This is a genomic window from Thalassospira sp. Z349TD_5, from assembly GCF_056173045.1.
Map to the genome: position 1 here is coordinate 720,141 of NZ_CM149654.1, position 17,652 is coordinate 737,792.

Consider the following 17,652-nt stretch of genomic DNA (forward strand, 5'->3'; position numbering starts at 1 on the left):
CATAACGCCGCCGTAACCGGGCAGATCCCGGACGTTGTGCGTACAATAAGGGAGACTTCGATATGAGTTTGAACAAACTCCTCAAGGCGACCCTGTCTGCTGCCGCTTTGTTCGCAGTAGCTGGAACCGCCGCCCATGCAGAAGAATGGAAATTTGCCCACGAAGAAAGCCCGGGCGATGTTCAGGACCTGTATGCACAGGAATTCAAACGCCTGGTTGAAGAAAAAACCGATGGCGACGTGTCCGTGACCATCTACACCTATGGTCAGCTCGGTACGGAAAATGACATTACCGAATTGACGTCTGCGGGTGCAGTTCAGTTCTCGAACGCATCGCCGGGTCACTTGGGTACGTTCGTGCCTGAAATTCAGGTCTTTGGCGTGCCGTACCTGTTGTCGCAGGACAACGAGGTCAACAAAAAAGTCCTGTCGGGCAGCCCGACCATTTATGACGGCCTGAGCAAGGATTTCGAGTCCAAGGGTCTCAAGCTTTATACCATGTACCCGGAAGGGGAAATGGTTTGGACCACCAAGAAAGAAGTTGAAAAACCGGCTGATTTCGACGGTGTGAAATTCCGTGTCATGACCTCGCCGATCCTGATCGAGAGCTATAAATCCTTTGGCGCTGATCCGGTTGCCCTGCCGTGGGGTGAAGTTTATTCGGGTCTTCAGACCAGCGTTATCGACGCACAGGTTAACCCGATCTTCTTCGTCGAAAGTGCAAAATTCTACGAAGTTACCGATTATCTGATCTATGCCGGTCAGCAGCAGTACACCACCACCGTGGTATCGAATGCTGACTTCTATGCCGGTCTGTCAGATGAGCGTAAAGAGATGCTTGCCGAGGTTAAGGCTGAGCTTGATGACTTCATCTATGATGCGCAGACCAAGGCAAATGAAGCAGCCCTTGACCGTATCAAGGAAGCCAAGCCTGACATCAAGGTCATTCGCCTTGATGACGAACAGCGTGCCGCGTTTAAAGAAGCTTCCAAAGGCATTGGCGCAAGCCTTGTCGACGAAGTTGGTGGCGACACCCAGGAAGTTCTTGATGCGCTTCGTAAGGAATTCGGTACCGCGATGTAAGGCTTCCGCCTTTATCACGTAACGACTTCACAAAACCCCCGCAGATTTTTCTGCGGGGGTTTTTGTTTTGGGCTTGGCAGGTTCGTTGGGGATTCTCACAGCACAGGGGCTTTGTGCGTCAGATATGGAGCACCTGTTAACATCATGTTGGCGGGTGCGATCAGTCCACATTTGAAAGGAAAAGGCTGTGAATGATTTTAATCTTTCTCAAGCGCTGCGGGATATTCTGTTCCCGGCAGTGATGATGGCGTTCGTGCTGTTGGGGACGTTTATGACGTCGGCGAATGCCGAGGTTCTGTCGCCCAATGGGGTGTCGATGAGCCCGGCTGAATGGGGTGAAAAGTCGCCCGATAAAGCAGGCGTTACCGTCAAAGCAGCGCTCAGCAATGCCGACAATGCGACAATCGTTTCCGCAATCCCCAGCAGTTCTTCGACGACGCTGAACCTTATTGGTTCCGGGGGCGGTATCTGGTGGTCTGAGGGCGATGGTGCCGAGATCAAGCTGAATATCATCAATTCATCGGGCAGCCAGATCGGGTCTTGTACGGTTTCGTCAACCAAAGGCAAAAACGGTAAATACGTTACCGAATGTTAGTCGGTTGCCGCGTGATGCATTCTTTGCGCACATAAAAACAGGGGCCGGTCATCTGACCGGCCCCTGAAAAAGCATGGATATTTTACGTTACAGCTTGATTATTTGCCTGCGGCAACTTCGTCAGCAACCGCATCAACGGCCTGTTTGGCAATGTCGATGACTTTGTCAACTTCGGCCTTGGTGATGCACAGTGGCGGTGCAAAGCCAAGGATGTCGCCGTGCGGCATTGCACGTGCGATCATGCCGCGTTCAAGGCAGGCCGCCGAGACGCGCGGACCGATTTTCGCATTCGGATCAAACCGTTCTTTTTTGGTTTTATCGGCAACGAATTCAAGGGCGGCCATCAGGCCAACACCGCGTGCTTCGCCGACCAGCGGATGGTCGCTAAAGGTTTCACGCATGCGTTTTTGCATGTAGCCACCGGTTTCGGCCGAATTGCCGGTCAGGTTTTCACCATCGACAATATCAAGGTTGGCATTGGCAGCCGCGGCACAGACCGGGTGGGCCGAATAGGTCCAACCGTGGCCGATTGGGCCCATTTTATCAGAACCCTGTTCGAGAACTTTCCACACACGTTCGCCAACAATCACACCCGACAGCGGCAGGTAGCCCGATGAGACACCCTTGGCAATCGTGATCAGGTCCGGTTTCATGTCGTAGTGCATGGAGCCGAAATAGGACCCGGTACGGCCAAAGGCGGTGACAACTTCGTCAGCGACCAGAAGCACATCATATTTGTTCAAGACGGCCTGAATGGCGGCCCAGTAGCCTTCTGGCGGGGTGATGATGCCGCCCGTGCCCATGACCGGCTCGCCGATGAAGGCGGCAACGGTTTCAGGACCTTCGCGCAGGATCATTTTTTCCAGATCGTCTGCGCAGCGTTTGGCAAATTCGGCCTCGGTTTCACCGGCTTCTGCATTCCAGTAATGGTGCGGGCAGGTGGTGTGCAGGATCGGCGCACGCGGCAGATCAAACGCATTGTGGAAGGCAGCAAGGCCGGTCAGGCTGCCGGTCATGATCCCGGAGCCGTGATAGCCGCGCCAGCGCGAGATGATCTTTTTCTTCTGCGGCAGGCCACGGATGTTGTTGTAGTACCAGATCAGTTTGATGTTGGTCTCGTTGGCGTCCGATCCGGACATGCCGTAATAGACGCGCTGCATGCCTTCGGGGGCACTTTTGATGATGCGCTCTGACAGACGAATGACCGGCTCGTTCCCGTGCCCGACATAGGTGTGGTAATAAGCCAGTTCCTTGGCCTGCGCATAGATCGCATCGGCAATTTCGGTCCGGCCATAGCCAACATTCACACAGTACAGACCAGCGAAGGCATCGAGGCTTTCGCGGCCTTCGGTGTCATGGATGTAAATGCCCTTGCCGCCGTTGATGATGCGGTTGGGGGTCTCCCCATCGGCGTGCTGGCGCATGTGGGTCAACGGGTGCATGAAGTGCGCCCGGTCCATTTCCTGCAGGTCGGCCGTGGTGTTTTTGATGACATTCATTGTTGTTCTCCCATGTGAATGCGGTGGTGTCTGAGGCGCGCGTTACTGTTTAAACGCAGCGCAGACGTATTTGAGTTCAGTGAATTCTTCGAGGCCATGGCGCGATCCTTCGCGGCCCAGACCAGATTGCTTGACGCCGCCAAACGGAACCGGGGCGCCGGTAATTTTTACGCAGTTAAGCGCAACCATACCGTATTCAAGCGCGTTTGATACCCGGTTTGCGCGGTCATGATCGTTGGTAAACAGATATGCCGCCAGACCATATTCGCTGTCATTGGCCTGTGCGATGACCTCATCCTCGGTGTCAAAGGGCATGACAGGTGCGACCGGGCCGAATGTTTCTTCGCGGTAGATTTGCATGTCATCGGTGACATCGGCAAGCAGGGTCGGGGCATAGAACAGTCCGCCCATTTTCTTGCCACCGGTCAGAACACGCGCACCTTTGGCGCGTGCATCAGAGACGTGCTCATCACATTTGGCAACCGCACGGTCATGCATCAGCGGGCCGATTTCGACATGTTCTTCAATGCCGTTGCCAACCCGCAATTGCCCAATTGCCTTGGCATATTTGTCGAGGAATTCGTCATAGATGCCGCGCTGGACAAAGATGCGGTTTGCCGCAAGGCAATCCTGACCGCTGGTGGCGAATTTGGCGTTGATCGCATGGGCGACGGCTTCGTCAAGATCGACATCATCAAACAGGATGAAGGGCGCATGACCGCCGAGTTCCATCGACATTTTCTTGATCGTCTGGGCCCCTTGTGACAGCAACAGCCGACCGACTTCGGTTGAGCCAGTGAACGACAGGGCGCGCACATCGGTACTGCCGCACAGCTCGCCAACCACCGGGTTTGGATCACCCGTGACAACGTTAAACACGCCTGCCGGAATGCCCGCACGTTCAGCCAGTTCGGCCAAGGCGGTTGCGGAAAACGGGGTTTCGGTTGCGGGGCGGACAATCATGGTGCAGCCCGCAGCCAGTGCGGCGGCGGCTTTGCGTGTGATCATCGCGCACGGGAAGTTCCATGGGGTGACGGCAGCCGTCACACCGATGGCTTCGCGTTTGACCGACATGTTGCGGCCCGGCAGGTGGGACGTGATGTTTTCGACGTTCACGCGTTTGGCTTCTTCGGCGTAAAAATCGATGAAGCTTGCGGCGTAGTCAATTTCGCCGCGCGATTCATTGATGGGTTTGCCCTGTTCAAGCGTCATCAGAAGGGCGAGGTCTTCTTTGTTTTCGATCAGAAGATCATGCCAGCGGCGAAGTGCGCTTGCGCGGTCCTGTGGCAGCATGGCCGACCATGCCGGGAAGGCTTCCTTGGCCGCGGCAATGGCCTTGCGGGTTTCAAAGATGCTCATGTTCGGGACGGTGCCGATGAAGCTGCCATCGAACGGGTTGGTGACTTCGATAACCTGAAGGTTGTCGGCCGAGCACCAGCGGCCATCAATGTACGCATGTTCACGCAGCAGGCGCAGATCAGCGAGCTGGCTTAGGGATACGCAACGCTGTTCTTTTGATTGTGCCGACATCGGAACCTCCTTGAAACGGGCTGACGCATTTGCGACCAGCTTGTTTGTTGAACTGCAAGGAAGCTATCAGGGCGTGGCAAGAGGAGGTGTCCGAAGTGCGTGCCAAATGATGCGTTTTTTTTGGCTGATGCCGGTCAAATAGGAATGTTTCTTCTGCCAGAGGCGTGAAACACAGGGGAATCAGTCGTCTGAGGATTTCAGGTATTTCTGCATTTCGCGTTTCTGACGGCGTTTTTCCATGACAGTCCGGACAATGATCACGGCAAAAAACAGCACGACGATGCTGGTCAACATCGGAAAGGCAAAGGGAATGCCGATCAGAAACATCAATCCCCCCAAGATACTGCCGCCCAGAAGGGCGATAAACCCGCCAAGCATGACGATGGCAAACAGAGAGGCAATCAGGATGGATGCGATTTTATTCATGAAATTGCGGAGGGTTCCGTGCTTTGGGTGGTGTGAAGATGGATTAAATTGCCGATCCGATTAACGCGGAAGAGTTGACCGATGTGCAGTCAGGTGCGAAACCTTCAAGCTTCCTTTGCCAAACATATAAAGAAATAGTCCGCATGACCAAAGTTTCCTTCGTTGTCACGGTTTTTAACAAAGCAGAATATCTGCCGTTAGTGATTAGATCGCTTGATGCGCAGATTGGTGACTTTGAGCGCGAGTATGTCTTTGTCGATGACGGTTCAACGGATCGTTCGGTTGAGGTCATCAAGGAATGTACCAAGGATGCAGGCTTTGCGGTCAAGGTTGTCAGTCAGGTCAATCAGGGGGCGTCGGTTGCCCATGATGCCGGGGTTGAGGCGGCAACAGGTGACTGGATCAAGTTTTGCGACGGGGATGATTTGTTAGCGCCCGATGCAACACGAAACCTTTTGGCCGCATGTACGCGCCATAACACGGAACACGCGTGGGGTGATCTGGAGTATTTCCAGTTTGGCGGCGATAAAGATCCACTGGATCGACCCGCCACAGATTTGCCCGAAGAATTTCAAAGTATTGATGATGGGCTTAGCTTTTTCATCCGTAATTGCCCGGCCAATTCAACATCGATGCTGATTGGACGCGCATTCTATCTGCGTGCAGGGGGCTGCAACAAGGCGTTGGTGTCGCCTGATCAGATGTTGTTCTTGCGTTTGTTTCGAACCGGGGCCGGTGTGCATTTAAAAGGTGCAGTTGGCTTGTTACCGGACGCGGCACCGGGACGGTTATCTTCGCAAAAGGGGCGGTCGCGTTATGAGTCGGTTCTTGCCCTTTATACCCTGATGACGGAAGCACCGGGAATTTCCAAACGTCATCAGGCAGAAGCATACCGACGGGCGACAGCGCGGGCCTATCGGTTTGATCGCCGTAATCATGGCAAGGCCGTTTCAGGCCATCTTTGGCGCTATCTTGAAAGCAAGGTTATGGTTCCAGCCAAACCGGAAACACGCGTGTATGCCGCACTCGGTGCCTTTACCGAGGATGGCAGTACCGAGCGTCCAGAGAACTGGAAACCTGCGGCCATTCGCAAAATGTCGTAACACTATATAGTTTGTCTCAAACACAATAAAAAACGCAGCATTGGTTGGAGCCGATGCTGCGTTTTTTGCAAATAAGGTGCCTTAGATTAATCGTTGTTTTTACTGCTGAGCTGTTTGGTGGTTTGGTCGAGACGGTCAGCGAGAACACGGATCAACTGGATGGCAACCGCCTGATCCTGTCTGACCAGGCCAAGGAATTCGGCCTTGTCGAGTTTCAGAACGGTCATGTCCTCGACCGCACGAATGGTTGCGGACCGGGGGGCATCGACCAGAAGGGCGATTTCGCCGATCACTTCCTTGGGGTTTACATCGCGCAGTTTTACGGTTTGCATTTCGTCGGTGGTCAGCCAGATTTCACCGCGACCGGAAATAACGATATAGGCAGCATCGCCGGGATCGCCCTGTTTGACCAGAACCTCACCATGTTTGAAGGTCAGGCGCGGGCTCGTAAAGGCGAGGAGTTTGACCACGCTTGCATCAAGCCCGGCAAACAGCGGAATGGTGCGAAGTAGGCGGACTTCCTGATCAATGTCACCATCGGCGACAGTGGTTTCTTCGTCGGATTCGGTGTTGTCAGGCGTTTGATCGTCTGACGACTGACCACGGCGCTTAACCAGTTTTCCGTTCGACATATGCAGTAAAGCATCGAACTTTTCATTGTCGTTATCATCACCATCCACCCAGAGAAGACTGGTGTTGTCATTCTGTCCGGTGAGATAGGCGATGACGTTTTCGCGGGTTTCACGGTCGAGCGCAGACAGGCCTTCGTCAACCACCAGCAGATCAGGGTTTTTGATCAGGGCGCGGACAAGGGCGATTTTCTGACGCAGGGTTTGCGAGACGCGGCTGCCGCCAACGCCGACCTGACTTTCAAGGCCAAGAGCAACAAGTTCTTCGTAAAGGCCGCCTTCATGGGCGATTTCAAACAGGACTTCGCCCACGCGTTCTTCGGAATTTGCACGGCCATAGGCAAAGCGACCAAACAGCAAGTTATCAAGGATCGGGGCGGCCGGGGTATAGCCATCGCCATCGAAGAAGTCGATGAATTTCGCCAGTGAGTCTGGCAGGTTTTCGTGGAATTTAGGACGTGCAGACAAGACCAGTTGACGGAAATCGTCATCAATCACCCGAAGACGGTGACGGGCGGGTGTCAACTGCATGGCGACGTCGAGAAGATGCAACTGATCTTCTTTGCGGATGTCGTCAAAGGCAACGCCTTCGGTCCGTTTGAGGATGTTCTTCACTTCGGGAATTTCATCGGCCGACACGAAACTGTAGCGGTCAAAGAACTCATGTCCTGCGGGCAGGCCGGTAAACAGTTCGATCATCAGATCAAGTGTTTCGCGGCCCATTCTGACCATGCGTTCATAAAGACCGGTATCGCGCAGGGTTTGCTGCATGAACGGATGAGACAGGAACTCAAACCGTTCAAAGTGGGTTTGCGACGGCGTGCCAAACACAAGGTTCACACCCACCGGTGCGTTGTCATTGTATTTTTCAATGTCATAGGGTTCGACAAGGTCGGACAATTGCCGTTGATCAAGAATTTCCTTTAGGCGTGGTCGGACGGTCAGGACCGATGCAACCAGTTCGGGATGTGCAGCCGGATCAACGCGGCGTTGCAAACCAATGCGATAGATGTCGCGGTCCAGACCGACGACCTCAAGCAGACGCATCAGTTCGCCGTGCAATTCTTCGCGTGATGAGAAGCCCGGTCCGACATAGTCAATCCAGTTCGCCGACGGGTCATAGGGAATGTTGCCTGATCGCTGAACCTCGTCATACATCTCGCGGGTGAATTGCCATGGCAGGGCTGCCGGATCTGAAATGTCAATCTGATCGACAAAGTTCGGCAATGGGAACTCGACTAGGTCATTGTATGCTTTGGACTTGCTGGCAACGGCTTTGTCTTTTTCGTCCGCACGTGTAACCGCATTATCATTGTCACCCGTTTGGGGGGCTTCGTCGCTGGTGGCGGCTGTCTGATCGACAATGATCGGACGATGTTTCAGGCCATACAGCAGGTTATCGGAAATGCTGCCGTTAAACAGATAGGCATCACTGCCGATATAGGCCAGACGTTGACCGATGATGGCGGCCGGAAGATTGGTGGCATCCATATCGTTGAACTGAATCCGACCACTTGTCGGGTCAAGAATCCGTGCCAGCAATCGGGCGACTTGCGATTTGCCACTGTCGGCAGAGCCGGTCAGAAGGGCGGTACCCGGAAGGGGCATGTTAAACGACACATTTTCAACAACGCGGGTTCCGTCATCGTCAGTCCATGACAGGGCGGTCACATCAAGCGGGCCATTCAGGCGCGGTGACAGCGGCACGGTCAGTTGATGTTCAGATGACAGATCGGGCAGTTCAAACTGTTCGTGGAGCTGGTCATATTTAATTCGCGCGTCGGCAAGGCGTTGATAATAGGCCAGAAGTTCCTTCCATGGGGCGGACATATCCTTATAGGCGGCAAGGGCTGCGACCAGTGCACCGAAACTAAGATCACCGACAATCACCAAATAGCCGCCAATCGAATAGAAGAAGAACGGGGTGATCTGGGCGATGAAGTTATTGAGGAACTTGATAAAGAATTTACGGAAGTAGATTTCCTTGCGGATTTCAAAAATCCGTCCCAAACGCTGGGTAAAGTGGGTCAGCTCAAACCCGTGGGTTTCGTTGGCACGGATGTCGGTGGCACCGCCAACCGCCTCGCCAATATGTTCGGACATCCGGCGGACATTCTGTACCCGCTGCTTACCCAGCAGATTGACGCGTTTTTGCAATTTCGGGATCAAATATCCCTGCAATGGATAGAACGCGATGGACGCCAAGCCCATCAACGGGTCCTGAATAAAGATAAAGGCCGAAATCGTAACCAGAATACCGCCCTGATACAGGGGGAGCGAAAAGGCCTCGCCAAAGAAACCGCCAAGCGGTTCGGCCTCGGCCGTGATCATCGAGACGATTTCGCCCTGACTGGTTTTGCGAAAATGCGGCAACGGGAACCGCAATACCCGTTCAAACAGGTTATAACGCAACCGGCGCAATAGTCTTTCGGACATCACGCCGACATAGACGTTGATGAAGTATTTGAACCCGCCATTGACGAAAACAAGGGCGAGGAAAATCCCCGACAGGGCAAACAGATATTCGATCTGATCGAGTTCGACCCCGAGAACGTCATAGGGCGAGCCCGCGCCGCCGATCGCTTCGTTGACGATCAGTTTGGGCAGGTCGAGGGAATAATACAGAAACGGAAATGAAAACAGCGTCACCAAAGTCAGGATGATCTGTTGCAGGCGGCTATATCGCCAGATATAGGCAAAAACCGATTTTGGCATTCGCGCGTCCCGTTTTGTTGGTCAGGAACAAATTGTTCCGGTTGCTCGCTGTTTATTGTTATCGCGCAGATTACCAACCAGACGTGGAATTAGCCAAGGTCGAAACTTTGTTCCGGGCTGATAAATCCGCAAAAACCGTCTGCTTTGGCATCGGGCTTATCATATGCCTGATAATGATACAGCCACATCTTTGCCTTTACGTCGGCAGGGAGCGTGACAAGTTGATCATAATGGGCGTGTACACCTGAACGACGTGGACCTAATTCGCAATCCTGAAAAATGATATCTGCCTTTTTGTAGAAGGGCATATGTGCATCAGGATCGAATATCGCATCTGTTGTCAGGAAAAAGCTTTTGTTTTTTGCGTGCCCGAACAGCGCGAAGGAAAACATGGTTTTTTCCTCGGTCACGACATGGGCCGCCGGGATGACATCAAACTTCAGACCCTGCCATTCAAACCCGTCTTCGGGTTCAAGAGCGATAACATCGAAATAGGAGGACAGCGTGCTGTTGCCGTGGTCGCTGGTTTCCAGACCACCGCGAAGCGAATGTTCCCACAGCGGTTCGATCAGCTCGCGTGCGGTGATCAGATCGACACGGTGCCCGTCAAAGATAAAATAGTTGGCAAGCGCCATCCATTCCAGACCACCAATGTGATCTGAATGCAGGTGGCTGATATAGACGGCCTCAAAGTCATTTGGCATACAGCCAAGTTTACGCAGCGAATGACGCGCATCTGAACCGCAGTCAATCAGCAGGCGTTTTGGCTGTTCGTCACCCGACGGGGTGGTTTCCAGAACCATGTTGCTCTGAAAGTTGTCGGCTGCCATACAAAATGCCGACCCTGTCCCCGCAAAAGTAAGCTTCATTTTCCCCGTTCTCCCGACCTTTTGACGAAAGACTAGAGCAACATTCCAGAAAGATGAATTAATTTGTTTGGAAAATGCCATGGCGTCGCACAAAGCAGCCAGTAGCAGACGCGCAATCGCCCGTGATCACGTGATGCAAAAAATCAGATATCTGGCAACGTCACCGACCGGACCGGGGGCTGCATGGCAGAAAATTTCAAGTTCGGTGCGATGGGCAAAGCCGCAGGATAGCTGAAACACCCGCTTTATCAGAAAAGCCTGAAGTTTTTCGGCAGCGGAAAGGCTGACCCGATGTCGGTTAAGGTGAGGGCCGGGATCGCTATTTTATCTTGGGTGCCTTTTCGTCACGTTCCACGCGGGCGTTGAGTTTGGCGAGTTCGTGGCGCAGTTCGCGAAGTTCATTCATGATTTCACCATGATCACTTTCGATCTCGTCGCGAGTCTGGGATCCTTCGACATCGACATGGGTGGACATGGCATCAACCACAATCGCGATAAACAGGTTCAAAACCGCAAACGTTGTCACCAGAATGAATGGCACAAAGAACATCCATGCATGCGGATAGGATTCCATCACCGGGCGGACAATGCCCATCGACCAGCTTTCAAGGGTCATGATCTGGAACAGGGAATACAGCGACGCCCCGATGGATCCGAACCATTCAGGGAAGCCTGCGCCAAACAGTTTGGTCGCCATGACGGCGGATACATAAAACACCAGCGACAATAGGGTCAGAACCGAAATCATACCGGGAATGGCCCGCATCAGGGCTTCGACCACTTTGCGCATGGAGGGAACCGTCGATATCAGGCGGAATGCGCGCAAAATACGCAAGGCGCGTAGTACTGAAAGCCCCTGTCCGGCGGGCAGGAGCGTAATGGCAACGATGGTGAAATCGAAAACATTCCAGGACCGCTTAAAGAACGAAAGGCGGTAAACAAAAAGCTTCATCGCCAATTCGACGACAAAAATTGCGACCGCGATCTGATCAAGTGCATGCAGGAACGGTCCCGCCACATCCATGATTGTTGAGGATGTCTCAAGCCCGAGAATGATGGCGTTAAGGGCAATGACAGCCGTAATGAAGTTCTGAAAACGGCTGGATTCAATAAACCGGCGCAACATGGTCTGGTGCCTCCCGACAGGGTCGGAAATTGGCGCGGGCTTGCCGGATATCACCGACGGCAGACAGCGCCGGATGAAATAACAACAGGACGCAGTCACCCGAAGATGATCTGCGTCCTGAATGGAAAAATCAGTTCAGGCCTTTACGGCCCATTTCAAGAAACTTGTCGCGACGGCGGGCTTTAAGAACGCCGCCTTCGACGTCATCCATGCTTTCAAGGGCCTTGATGATGGCAGCACCAACACGTTTGCAGGCCTCGGCTGGTGAGCGCTGTGCGCCGCCAAGCGGTTCCGGGATGATGTCATCAATCACGCCAAGCTGAAGCAAATCCTGTGCGGTAAGGCGCAGGGCCTCGGCGGCGGTTTTGGCCTCGTCGCCGGAACGCCACAGGATCGATGCGCAGCCTTCTGGCGAGATCACCGAATAGATCGAGTTTTCAAGCATCAGCACGGTGTTTGCGACAGCAAGTGCAATCGCACCACCTGATCCACCTTCGCCGATGACGATCGAAATCAACGGCACCTTGATATCAAGGCAGGTTTCGATGGACCGTGCGATGGCTTCTGACTGACCGCGTGCTTCGGCATCCGCACCGGGGAAGGCCCCGGCGGTATCAACCAGTGTGACCACCGGGATGTTAAACCGTTCTGCCATGCGCATCAGGCGAACCGCCTTGCGGTAGCCTTCCGGGCGGGCCGAGCCGAAATTGTGTTTTACACGGGTTTCGGTGTCGTGACCTTTTTCGTGGCCAATCACCATCACGCTGCGGCCCTGAAGACGGGCAAGACCACCGATGATGGCCTCGTCTTCGCCAAACAGGCGGTCGCCGGAAAGCGGGGTGAAATCTTCGAAAAGATGACCGATATAGTCGGTGAAATGCGGCCGATCAGGGTGGCGTGCAACTTGCGTCTTTTGCCACGGGGTCAGCTTGCCATAGGTGCCTTGCAGCAGTTTGGTCAGCTTATCCTGCAGGCGTGCGACCTCATCTGCGATATTGACTTCGTCATTACCGGTAAGATGACGGAGTTCTTCGATCTTGCCTTCAAGTTCGGCGATCGGTTTTTCAAAATCGAGGAAGTTATGCATCAGGGCATCATATCCGACTGGGAAACAATGGGCCGGAACATAGTATATCGGCCCGCTACGTCAAGCGTTGAGGGAGCCGTTACACATATTTTCCGTTTACGTAAGAATTATGGCGTATGTTTCACAAAACATAATGACAGTTTGCACACGGTTGCCCCATGACGTCCAGTATTCAGATTATTTGCCCCTCAAACCCCCAAGAAGTCCCGTTTCAACACCTGACGGAAATGCTTTTGGCAGCGTTTGCCGCGCAAGACGGCATTGTTAATCCGCCAAGTTCAGCAAAATCGGTCACGGTATCCGAGCTTCAGTGGCGTTTCGCCCGAGACAGACTGTTTTTGGCAACCAATGAGACGGGGACGGTTGTTGGGCAAGTCTGGGTCGAGGATACTGGCAGGGATGCCTATCTGTATAAACTGTCCGTTGATGCCGCCATTCAGAAAGGCGGAATTGGCAGGGCATTGGTCACTGCGGCATGTGACGATGCGGCGCGCCGCGGCAAGGAAAAGATGCGTCTGCATGTGCGTGTTGAACTGACGGGCAATGTTGCCTATTTCAAGTCACGCGGGTTCGAGATCGTCGGCGAAGGTATGCACGACGGATATGATCGTGCGACATTCTGGAAAATGGCGCGCGACCTTGACGGGATGAGCAGACCCTAAAGTTCATTAAGTGGGCGACGTCGTTCGCAGCCGACTATCTGGTCGCAATTATCTGGCCGCACCGGGGTCATTACGGCGTGTATCGCCGATCATGCCTTGAGGCGTTCGGGGTTCTGTTTTTTGTCGTGCGCGTAATAGGGTACATGGGTTTCGCCCCATGCCTTAAGGGCGAGAATGATCTGGCGGAGGGTGTCGCCCTTTGCCGTCAGGCTGTATTCAACCCGGGGCGGAACTTCGGCATAGACTTCGCGATGCACCAGTCCGTCTGCCTCAAGCTCACGCAGCTGACGGGTGAGCATCCGCTGGGTGACACCCGGCATCATGCGGTGCAGTTCGTTAAAGCGTTTGGTGCCATCAAGCAGATGGTACATCACAACGCCTTTCCACTTGCCACCAATGACATCAAGTGCGCCTTCCACCGGGCAACCGGGGCTGCGATTGGGTGCGCAACGGTCCATATTTAATCTCCTGATGCTCTGAAATCCGCAGTAAAGTCCATTAGTATACAAAATGACACTATGGGTCGAAATTGTGCGTACTTCTTATTGAGGGCATTATGAGGTATCTTCGGCGCATTCACAAATCAAACGTGCGTTACAAGGAATACAAATATGAAATCCATTGGTATTAACAAACCTGCCCCGGTCGAGACGCCCGGCCTTTTTACCCAGATTGACACCGACACGCCGACCGCCGAAGGTCGCGATATTCTGGTGCGGGTAAAGGGTGTCGCGGTGAACCCGGTTGATTTTAAAGTACGTAAGGGTCGGGCCAAGGAAGGTGAATTTACCGTGCTTGGCTGGGATGCAGCAGGCGTGGTTGAGGCCGTTGGTGAAGATGTCACCCTGTTTCGTCCGGGCGATGAGGTTTGGTATGCGGGCGATGTAACCCGTTCCGGGTCAAACAGCGAATTTCAGCTTGTCGATGAACGCATTGTTGCGCCAAAGCCCAAATCGCTTGATTTCGCAGCGGCGGCGGCCTTGCCCTTGACGACGATCACCGCCTGGGAGGCGATGTTTGACCGACTGTTGATTGACCGTTCTGCAACCGATGCCAATGCGGGCAAAACCATCCTGATCATTGGTGGTGCGGGGGGCGTTGGCTCCATCGCGATCCAGCTTGCCAAGCTGGCCGGGTTGAACGTGATTGCCACCGCATCGCGCGATGAGACCACCAACTGGGTCAAAAAACTGGGTGCCGATCAGGTGATCAATCATCGCCGTCCGCTTAAGGATGAATTGGCCGCCCTTGATGTTGCTGCGGTTGATTACATTTTCTGCACATCTGAAACCGATCAGTATTTTGACGTGATGACCGAAATCATTGCCCCGCAGGGACGGATCGTGACGATTACCGAAGCATCGAAAGAGCATAATGTGGATTTGCTCAAGGCGAAATCGGCCAGCTTTTCCTATGAGTTTATGTTTACCCGTTCGATGTTTGAAACGCCCGACATGATCGAACAACATAAATTGTTGGCGACCGTCGCCCAACTGGTTGACGACGGTGTGATCAAAAATACAGCCACTGAAAGCTTTGGTCCGCTGACGCCTGAAAGCCTGAGAAAGGCGCATATCCTTCTTGAAAGCGGCAAGGCGATTGGCAAAATCACCTTTGAGGCCATTCCGGAGTAGTCGGAAACTTCGCGGTGTGACAGCCGGACCTGATGCAAGACATCACAAAGGGGCGCCAGATAATGGCGCCCCTTTGAGTTTAACGGGTGTTATGGCGGGACGATTTGGTCGTCAGCTTTCGTTAAGTGCGGCGATGACGTCTGCTTGCCTGACCATGACTTCGGCCTGTTTGATGGAGGCGATATCAATCAGGCGACCATCAAGTGCAACCGCACCGGCGCCTTCGGCCTGAGCTTTTGCCATGGCTTCAAGAATGCGTTTGGCCTTGGTGACTTCGGCGTCTGACGGGGAATAGACTTCGTTTGCAAGGGTGATCTGGCTGGGGTGGATGGCCCATTTTCCTTCGCAGCCCAGCACCATGGCGCGCGCGGCTTGTGCGCGGTAGCCATCCGGGTCGGAAAAATCCCCAAACGGGCCATCAATCGGGCGCAGACCATTGGCGCGGGCCGCGACGACCATGCGGGCAATGGCGTAATGCCACATGTCACCCCAATGGTAATTGCGTGGTGTGTCGCCGTCCTTATCGGTCAAAACGCCGTAATGCGGGTTTGGGCCGCCAATGCCGGTTGTCATCGCCTTGGTCGAGGCGGCGTAATCGGCCACCCCGAAATGCAGGCTTTCATTGCGCGGTGAGGCGGCGGCGACTTCGTGGATGTTTTGCATGCCAAGGGCGGTTTCAATGATCAGTTCGAACCCGATGCGTTTTTTGCGGCCCTTGGCGGTTTCAATCTGGGTGGCGAGCATATCCAAGGCATACACATCAGCCGCCGTCCCGACCTTGGGGATCATGATCAGATCAAGCCGGTCGCCAGCCTGTTCAAGCACATCAACCACATCGCGGTACATATAATGGGTATCAAGTCCGTTGATGCGCACCGACAGCACCTTATTGCCCCAATCAATGTCATTGATCGCAGCGATGATGTTTTTGCGTGCCTGTTCCTTGTCACTGGGCGCAACTGCGTCTTCGAGATCAAGGAAAATGGCGTCGGCTTTTGATTTGGCGGCCTTTTCAAACAGTTCGATCCGGCTGCCGGGAACGGCAAGTTCGGACCGGTTCAGGCGCGCGGGGGCCGGGGTCGGTGTTGTGAAGCTCATGATAACGTTTCTCCAAAACCTGTCATTTCAAGACGGCAACGCGTCGGCAAGTTCGCCGTGCGATGCCTTTGTCGTATTCTTGTGGCGTGTTATTGCGTCCCGTTTTCGGGATCGTACCGTGGCCGCCGTGACAGTCTGCTTTTCTGCGATCATTGTGCGCCGCAGTAGGCTGGGTTTCAATTTATGGTGCAGATGCGAATGCTGGCAAGCTTAAAAACACCGGGTCGTATTGTGCTTTGGGTGCAGACCGATGCTCAATAAGAAAAACTGCAACTACGAAGGACAAAGCAATAGCCCCTTAACCCAACAGCCGTTAGATTACCGCCGATATAATGGTTCGGGATCATTTCCCAACACGCGTTGCCCCATCTGCAGGTAGTATCAAACGACCCATGCGTCGCGCTTATTCCACCCTTGTTTCTGTCGGACTGGCCCCATTGTTGATCATGGGGGCCTGTTTGGTGCTGGCGATATCGCCCGGCCTTGTGCCGGCGGAACTTTCGGGGCTGGTGCGGTATGGCCCGTTTCTTCTGGCTGGGTTGGGCGGGGCGATTGCGTGGTGGTTCAACCGTGGGCGCGCGGTTTTTGTCATGCTGCTTTTGCTGGTGTGTTACTGGCTTTTGGTGGGCAACGGTGGCGGGTTCTCGCCCGATGGAATGGCCTTTTTACGCATTGCGACCCTTTATGTGATCCCGGCAAACTTGTTGATCCTTGGTTTTACGGCGGAACGCGGTGTTTTAAACCCGCGTGGCATTGCAAGGATGCTGGTGCTTGGGTTGCAGATTTTTGTCATGTTGATGCTGGCAGGGCAGCCAGATGTTGGCTTGGCACTTTATCGCGTGCTTGATACCCGGTTCATAAATGATGGCGGGTTTCTGTCGGTCATGCCGCATCCGGCCATGATCCTGTCTGTGGTTGCGGTGATCTTGTTGTTGATCCGTCATAAGCCGCTTGAGACAAGTTTTGCTGCAGCAATCATTGCCATCACAGTGGCAACGGTGATAGGCCCCGGTGCCATTCAATATGGCTATCTGGCGGCGACTGCCGTGGTACTGGCCGGATTGGCGCAGGAAGCGTGGCGGATGGCGTTTGTCGATGATTTGACCGGGCTTGCCGGGCGGCGTGCGCTTGGCCATGCCATGGCGGAACTTGGCAGCCAGTATGCGATTGCCATGCTTGATGTTGATCATTTCAAAAAGTTCAATGACACCTATGGGCATGACGTTGGCGATATTGTCCTGAAAAAGGTCGCGCGTGAGTTGGGCCGTGTTGGCGGGGGCGGCAAGGCATACCGATACGGCGGGGAAGAATTCACGGTTGTCTTTGCCGGGCGCACGGCAGAAAAAGTCCATGAACCGCTTGAGGCCCTGCGCAAACGGATTGCCGAGAATAAAATCACCGTGCCCGAGAAAAACAAAACCGTATCGGTGACGATTTCAGTCGGTCTTTCGGAAATTGACGAGGATGTAAAAGACCCTTGGGCGGTTTTGAAGCGCGCCGATCAGAAGCTTTACGAGGCCAAGCAAGCTGGACGCAATCGAATTTCCATCTGAATATAAGAAAATGTTCAGTATTCGAATGAAATTTCGAATAATAT

15 protein-coding genes are annotated in these 17,652 nt (G+C 53.8%); 6 read left to right on the forward strand and 9 right to left on the reverse strand.

Annotation, left to right across the window (positions count from 1 at the left end; genetic code table 11):
• Positions 1-62 precede the first annotated feature (62 nt).
• The gene (locus AC0VXT_RS03225; protein ID WP_022731372.1) at positions 63-1,082 is read left to right on the forward strand and encodes a TRAP transporter substrate-binding protein; all 1,020 of its coding nucleotides are present in this window, start codon (positions 63-65) and stop codon (positions 1,080-1,082) included.
• A 187-nt stretch (positions 1,083-1,269) separates the two neighbouring features.
• Positions 1,270-1,677, forward strand: a complete 408-nt coding sequence (locus tag AC0VXT_RS03230) for a hypothetical protein (protein ID WP_475547477.1) — start codon at positions 1,270-1,272, stop codon at positions 1,675-1,677.
• A 98-nt stretch (positions 1,678-1,775) separates the two neighbouring features.
• Here the strand turns inward: AC0VXT_RS03230 and AC0VXT_RS03235 are convergent, their stop codons facing one another.
• The 3 genes from AC0VXT_RS03235 to AC0VXT_RS03245 form a co-directional block, all read right to left on the reverse strand.
• Entirely contained in the window at positions 1,776-3,176 is a 1,401-nt protein-coding gene (locus AC0VXT_RS03235) for an aminotransferase (RefSeq protein ID WP_475547478.1), read from the reverse strand.
• A 42-nt stretch (positions 3,177-3,218) separates the two neighbouring features.
• The gene (locus tag AC0VXT_RS03240; protein ID WP_475547479.1) at positions 3,219-4,706 is read right to left on the reverse strand and encodes an NAD-dependent succinate-semialdehyde dehydrogenase; all 1,488 of its coding nucleotides are present in this window, start codon (positions 4,704-4,706) and stop codon (positions 3,219-3,221) included.
• Positions 4,707-4,886: 180 nt separating this feature from the next.
• The gene (locus tag AC0VXT_RS03245; protein WP_475547480.1) at positions 4,887-5,132 is read right to left on the reverse strand and encodes a hypothetical protein; all 246 of its coding nucleotides are present in this window, start codon (positions 5,130-5,132) and stop codon (positions 4,887-4,889) included.
• A gap of 143 nt (positions 5,133-5,275) precedes the next feature.
• Here AC0VXT_RS03245 and AC0VXT_RS03250 point away from each other — a divergent pair, with 143 nt between their 5' ends.
• Positions 5,276-6,235: a glycosyltransferase family 2 protein gene (locus AC0VXT_RS03250; RefSeq protein WP_475547481.1), complete on the forward strand. Its 960-nt coding sequence runs from the start codon at positions 5,276-5,278 to the stop codon at positions 6,233-6,235.
• Positions 6,236-6,321: 86 nt separating this feature from the next.
• On the opposite strand, the gene AC0VXT_RS03255 is transcribed toward AC0VXT_RS03250, so the two are convergent.
• The 4 genes from AC0VXT_RS03255 to AC0VXT_RS03270 all read right to left on the reverse strand — a co-directional run bounded on the left by AC0VXT_RS03255 (position 6,322) and on the right by AC0VXT_RS03270 (position 12,661).
• Positions 6,322-9,579: an ABC transporter transmembrane domain-containing protein gene (locus tag AC0VXT_RS03255; protein WP_475547482.1), complete on the reverse strand. Its 3,258-nt coding sequence runs from the start codon at positions 9,577-9,579 to the stop codon at positions 6,322-6,324.
• An 89-nt stretch (positions 9,580-9,668) separates the two neighbouring features.
• Positions 9,669-10,448: an MBL fold metallo-hydrolase gene (locus AC0VXT_RS03260; RefSeq protein WP_475547483.1), complete on the reverse strand. Its 780-nt coding sequence runs from the start codon at positions 10,446-10,448 to the stop codon at positions 9,669-9,671.
• Between the two features lie 319 nt (positions 10,449-10,767).
• The gene (locus AC0VXT_RS03265; RefSeq protein ID WP_475547484.1) at positions 10,768-11,574 is read right to left on the reverse strand and encodes an ion transporter; all 807 of its coding nucleotides are present in this window, start codon (positions 11,572-11,574) and stop codon (positions 10,768-10,770) included.
• 130 nt (positions 11,575-11,704) lie between these two features.
• Entirely contained in the window at positions 11,705-12,661 is a 957-nt protein-coding gene (locus tag AC0VXT_RS03270; RefSeq protein ID WP_101302645.1) for an acetyl-CoA carboxylase carboxyltransferase subunit alpha, read from the reverse strand.
• Positions 12,662-12,888: 227 nt separating this feature from the next.
• On the opposite strand from AC0VXT_RS03270, the gene AC0VXT_RS03275 reads away from it, so the two are divergent.
• A complete protein-coding gene (locus tag AC0VXT_RS03275) occupies positions 12,889-13,323 on the forward strand; it encodes a GNAT family N-acetyltransferase (RefSeq protein WP_475548560.1) in 435 nt (144 codons plus the stop codon).
• 89 nt (positions 13,324-13,412) lie between these two features.
• On the opposite strand, the gene AC0VXT_RS03280 is transcribed toward AC0VXT_RS03275, so the two are convergent.
• Complete coding sequence (locus tag AC0VXT_RS03280) at positions 13,413-13,781, reverse strand: winged helix-turn-helix transcriptional regulator (RefSeq protein ID WP_430471046.1); 369 nt, start codon at positions 13,779-13,781, stop codon at positions 13,413-13,415.
• Between the two features lie 153 nt (positions 13,782-13,934).
• Here AC0VXT_RS03280 and AC0VXT_RS03285 point away from each other — a divergent pair, with 153 nt between their 5' ends.
• Positions 13,935-14,957, forward strand: a complete 1,023-nt coding sequence (locus AC0VXT_RS03285) for a zinc-binding alcohol dehydrogenase family protein (RefSeq protein ID WP_475547485.1) — start codon at positions 13,935-13,937, stop codon at positions 14,955-14,957.
• A gap of 111 nt (positions 14,958-15,068) precedes the next feature.
• On the opposite strand, the gene AC0VXT_RS03290 is transcribed toward AC0VXT_RS03285, so the two are convergent.
• The gene (locus tag AC0VXT_RS03290) at positions 15,069-16,055 is read right to left on the reverse strand and encodes an HpcH/HpaI aldolase/citrate lyase family protein (protein WP_475547486.1); all 987 of its coding nucleotides are present in this window, start codon (positions 16,053-16,055) and stop codon (positions 15,069-15,071) included.
• A gap of 392 nt (positions 16,056-16,447) precedes the next feature.
• Between AC0VXT_RS03290 and AC0VXT_RS03295 the strand changes: the two genes are divergently transcribed.
• On the forward strand, positions 16,448-17,608 hold the full coding sequence (locus tag AC0VXT_RS03295) for a GGDEF domain-containing protein (RefSeq protein ID WP_475547487.1): 1,161 nt from the start codon (positions 16,448-16,450) through the stop codon (positions 17,606-17,608).
• Positions 17,609-17,652 lie beyond the last annotated feature (44 nt).

Excerpts from the sequence above, each read along its gene's own strand:
- AC0VXT_RS03225 (WP_022731372.1), top strand. The coding sequence starts at position 63 with ATGAGTTTGAACAAACTCCTCAAGGCGACCCTGTCTGCTGCCGCTTTG.
- AC0VXT_RS03235 (WP_475547478.1), bottom strand. The coding sequence starts at position 3,176 with ATGAATGTCATCAAAAACACCACGGCCGACCTGCAGGAAATGGACCGG.
- AC0VXT_RS03240 (WP_475547479.1), bottom strand. The coding sequence starts at position 4,706 with ATGTCGGCACAATCAAAAGAACAGCGTTGCGTATCCCTAAGCCAGCTC.
- AC0VXT_RS03245 (WP_475547480.1), bottom strand. The coding sequence starts at position 5,132 with ATGAATAAAATCGCATCCATCCTGATTGCCTCTCTGTTTGCCATCGTC.
- AC0VXT_RS03250 (WP_475547481.1), top strand. The coding sequence starts at position 5,276 with ATGACCAAAGTTTCCTTCGTTGTCACGGTTTTTAACAAAGCAGAATAT.
- AC0VXT_RS03255 (WP_475547482.1), bottom strand. The coding sequence starts at position 9,579 with ATGCCAAAATCGGTTTTTGCCTATATCTGGCGATATAGCCGCCTGCAA.
- AC0VXT_RS03260 (WP_475547483.1), bottom strand. The coding sequence starts at position 10,448 with ATGAAGCTTACTTTTGCGGGGACAGGGTCGGCATTTTGTATGGCAGCC.
- AC0VXT_RS03265 (WP_475547484.1), bottom strand. The coding sequence starts at position 11,574 with ATGTTGCGCCGGTTTATTGAATCCAGCCGTTTTCAGAACTTCATTACG.
- AC0VXT_RS03270 (WP_101302645.1), bottom strand. The coding sequence starts at position 12,661 with ATGCATAACTTCCTCGATTTTGAAAAACCGATCGCCGAACTTGAAGGC.
- AC0VXT_RS03275 (WP_475548560.1), top strand. The coding sequence starts at position 12,889 with ATGCTTTTGGCAGCGTTTGCCGCGCAAGACGGCATTGTTAATCCGCCA.
- AC0VXT_RS03280 (WP_430471046.1), bottom strand. The coding sequence starts at position 13,781 with ATGGACCGTTGCGCACCCAATCGCAGCCCCGGTTGCCCGGTGGAAGGC.
- AC0VXT_RS03285 (WP_475547485.1), top strand. The coding sequence starts at position 13,935 with ATGAAATCCATTGGTATTAACAAACCTGCCCCGGTCGAGACGCCCGGC.
- AC0VXT_RS03290 (WP_475547486.1), bottom strand. The coding sequence starts at position 16,055 with ATGAGCTTCACAACACCGACCCCGGCCCCCGCGCGCCTGAACCGGTCC.
- AC0VXT_RS03295 (WP_475547487.1), top strand. The coding sequence starts at position 16,448 with ATGCGTCGCGCTTATTCCACCCTTGTTTCTGTCGGACTGGCCCCATTG.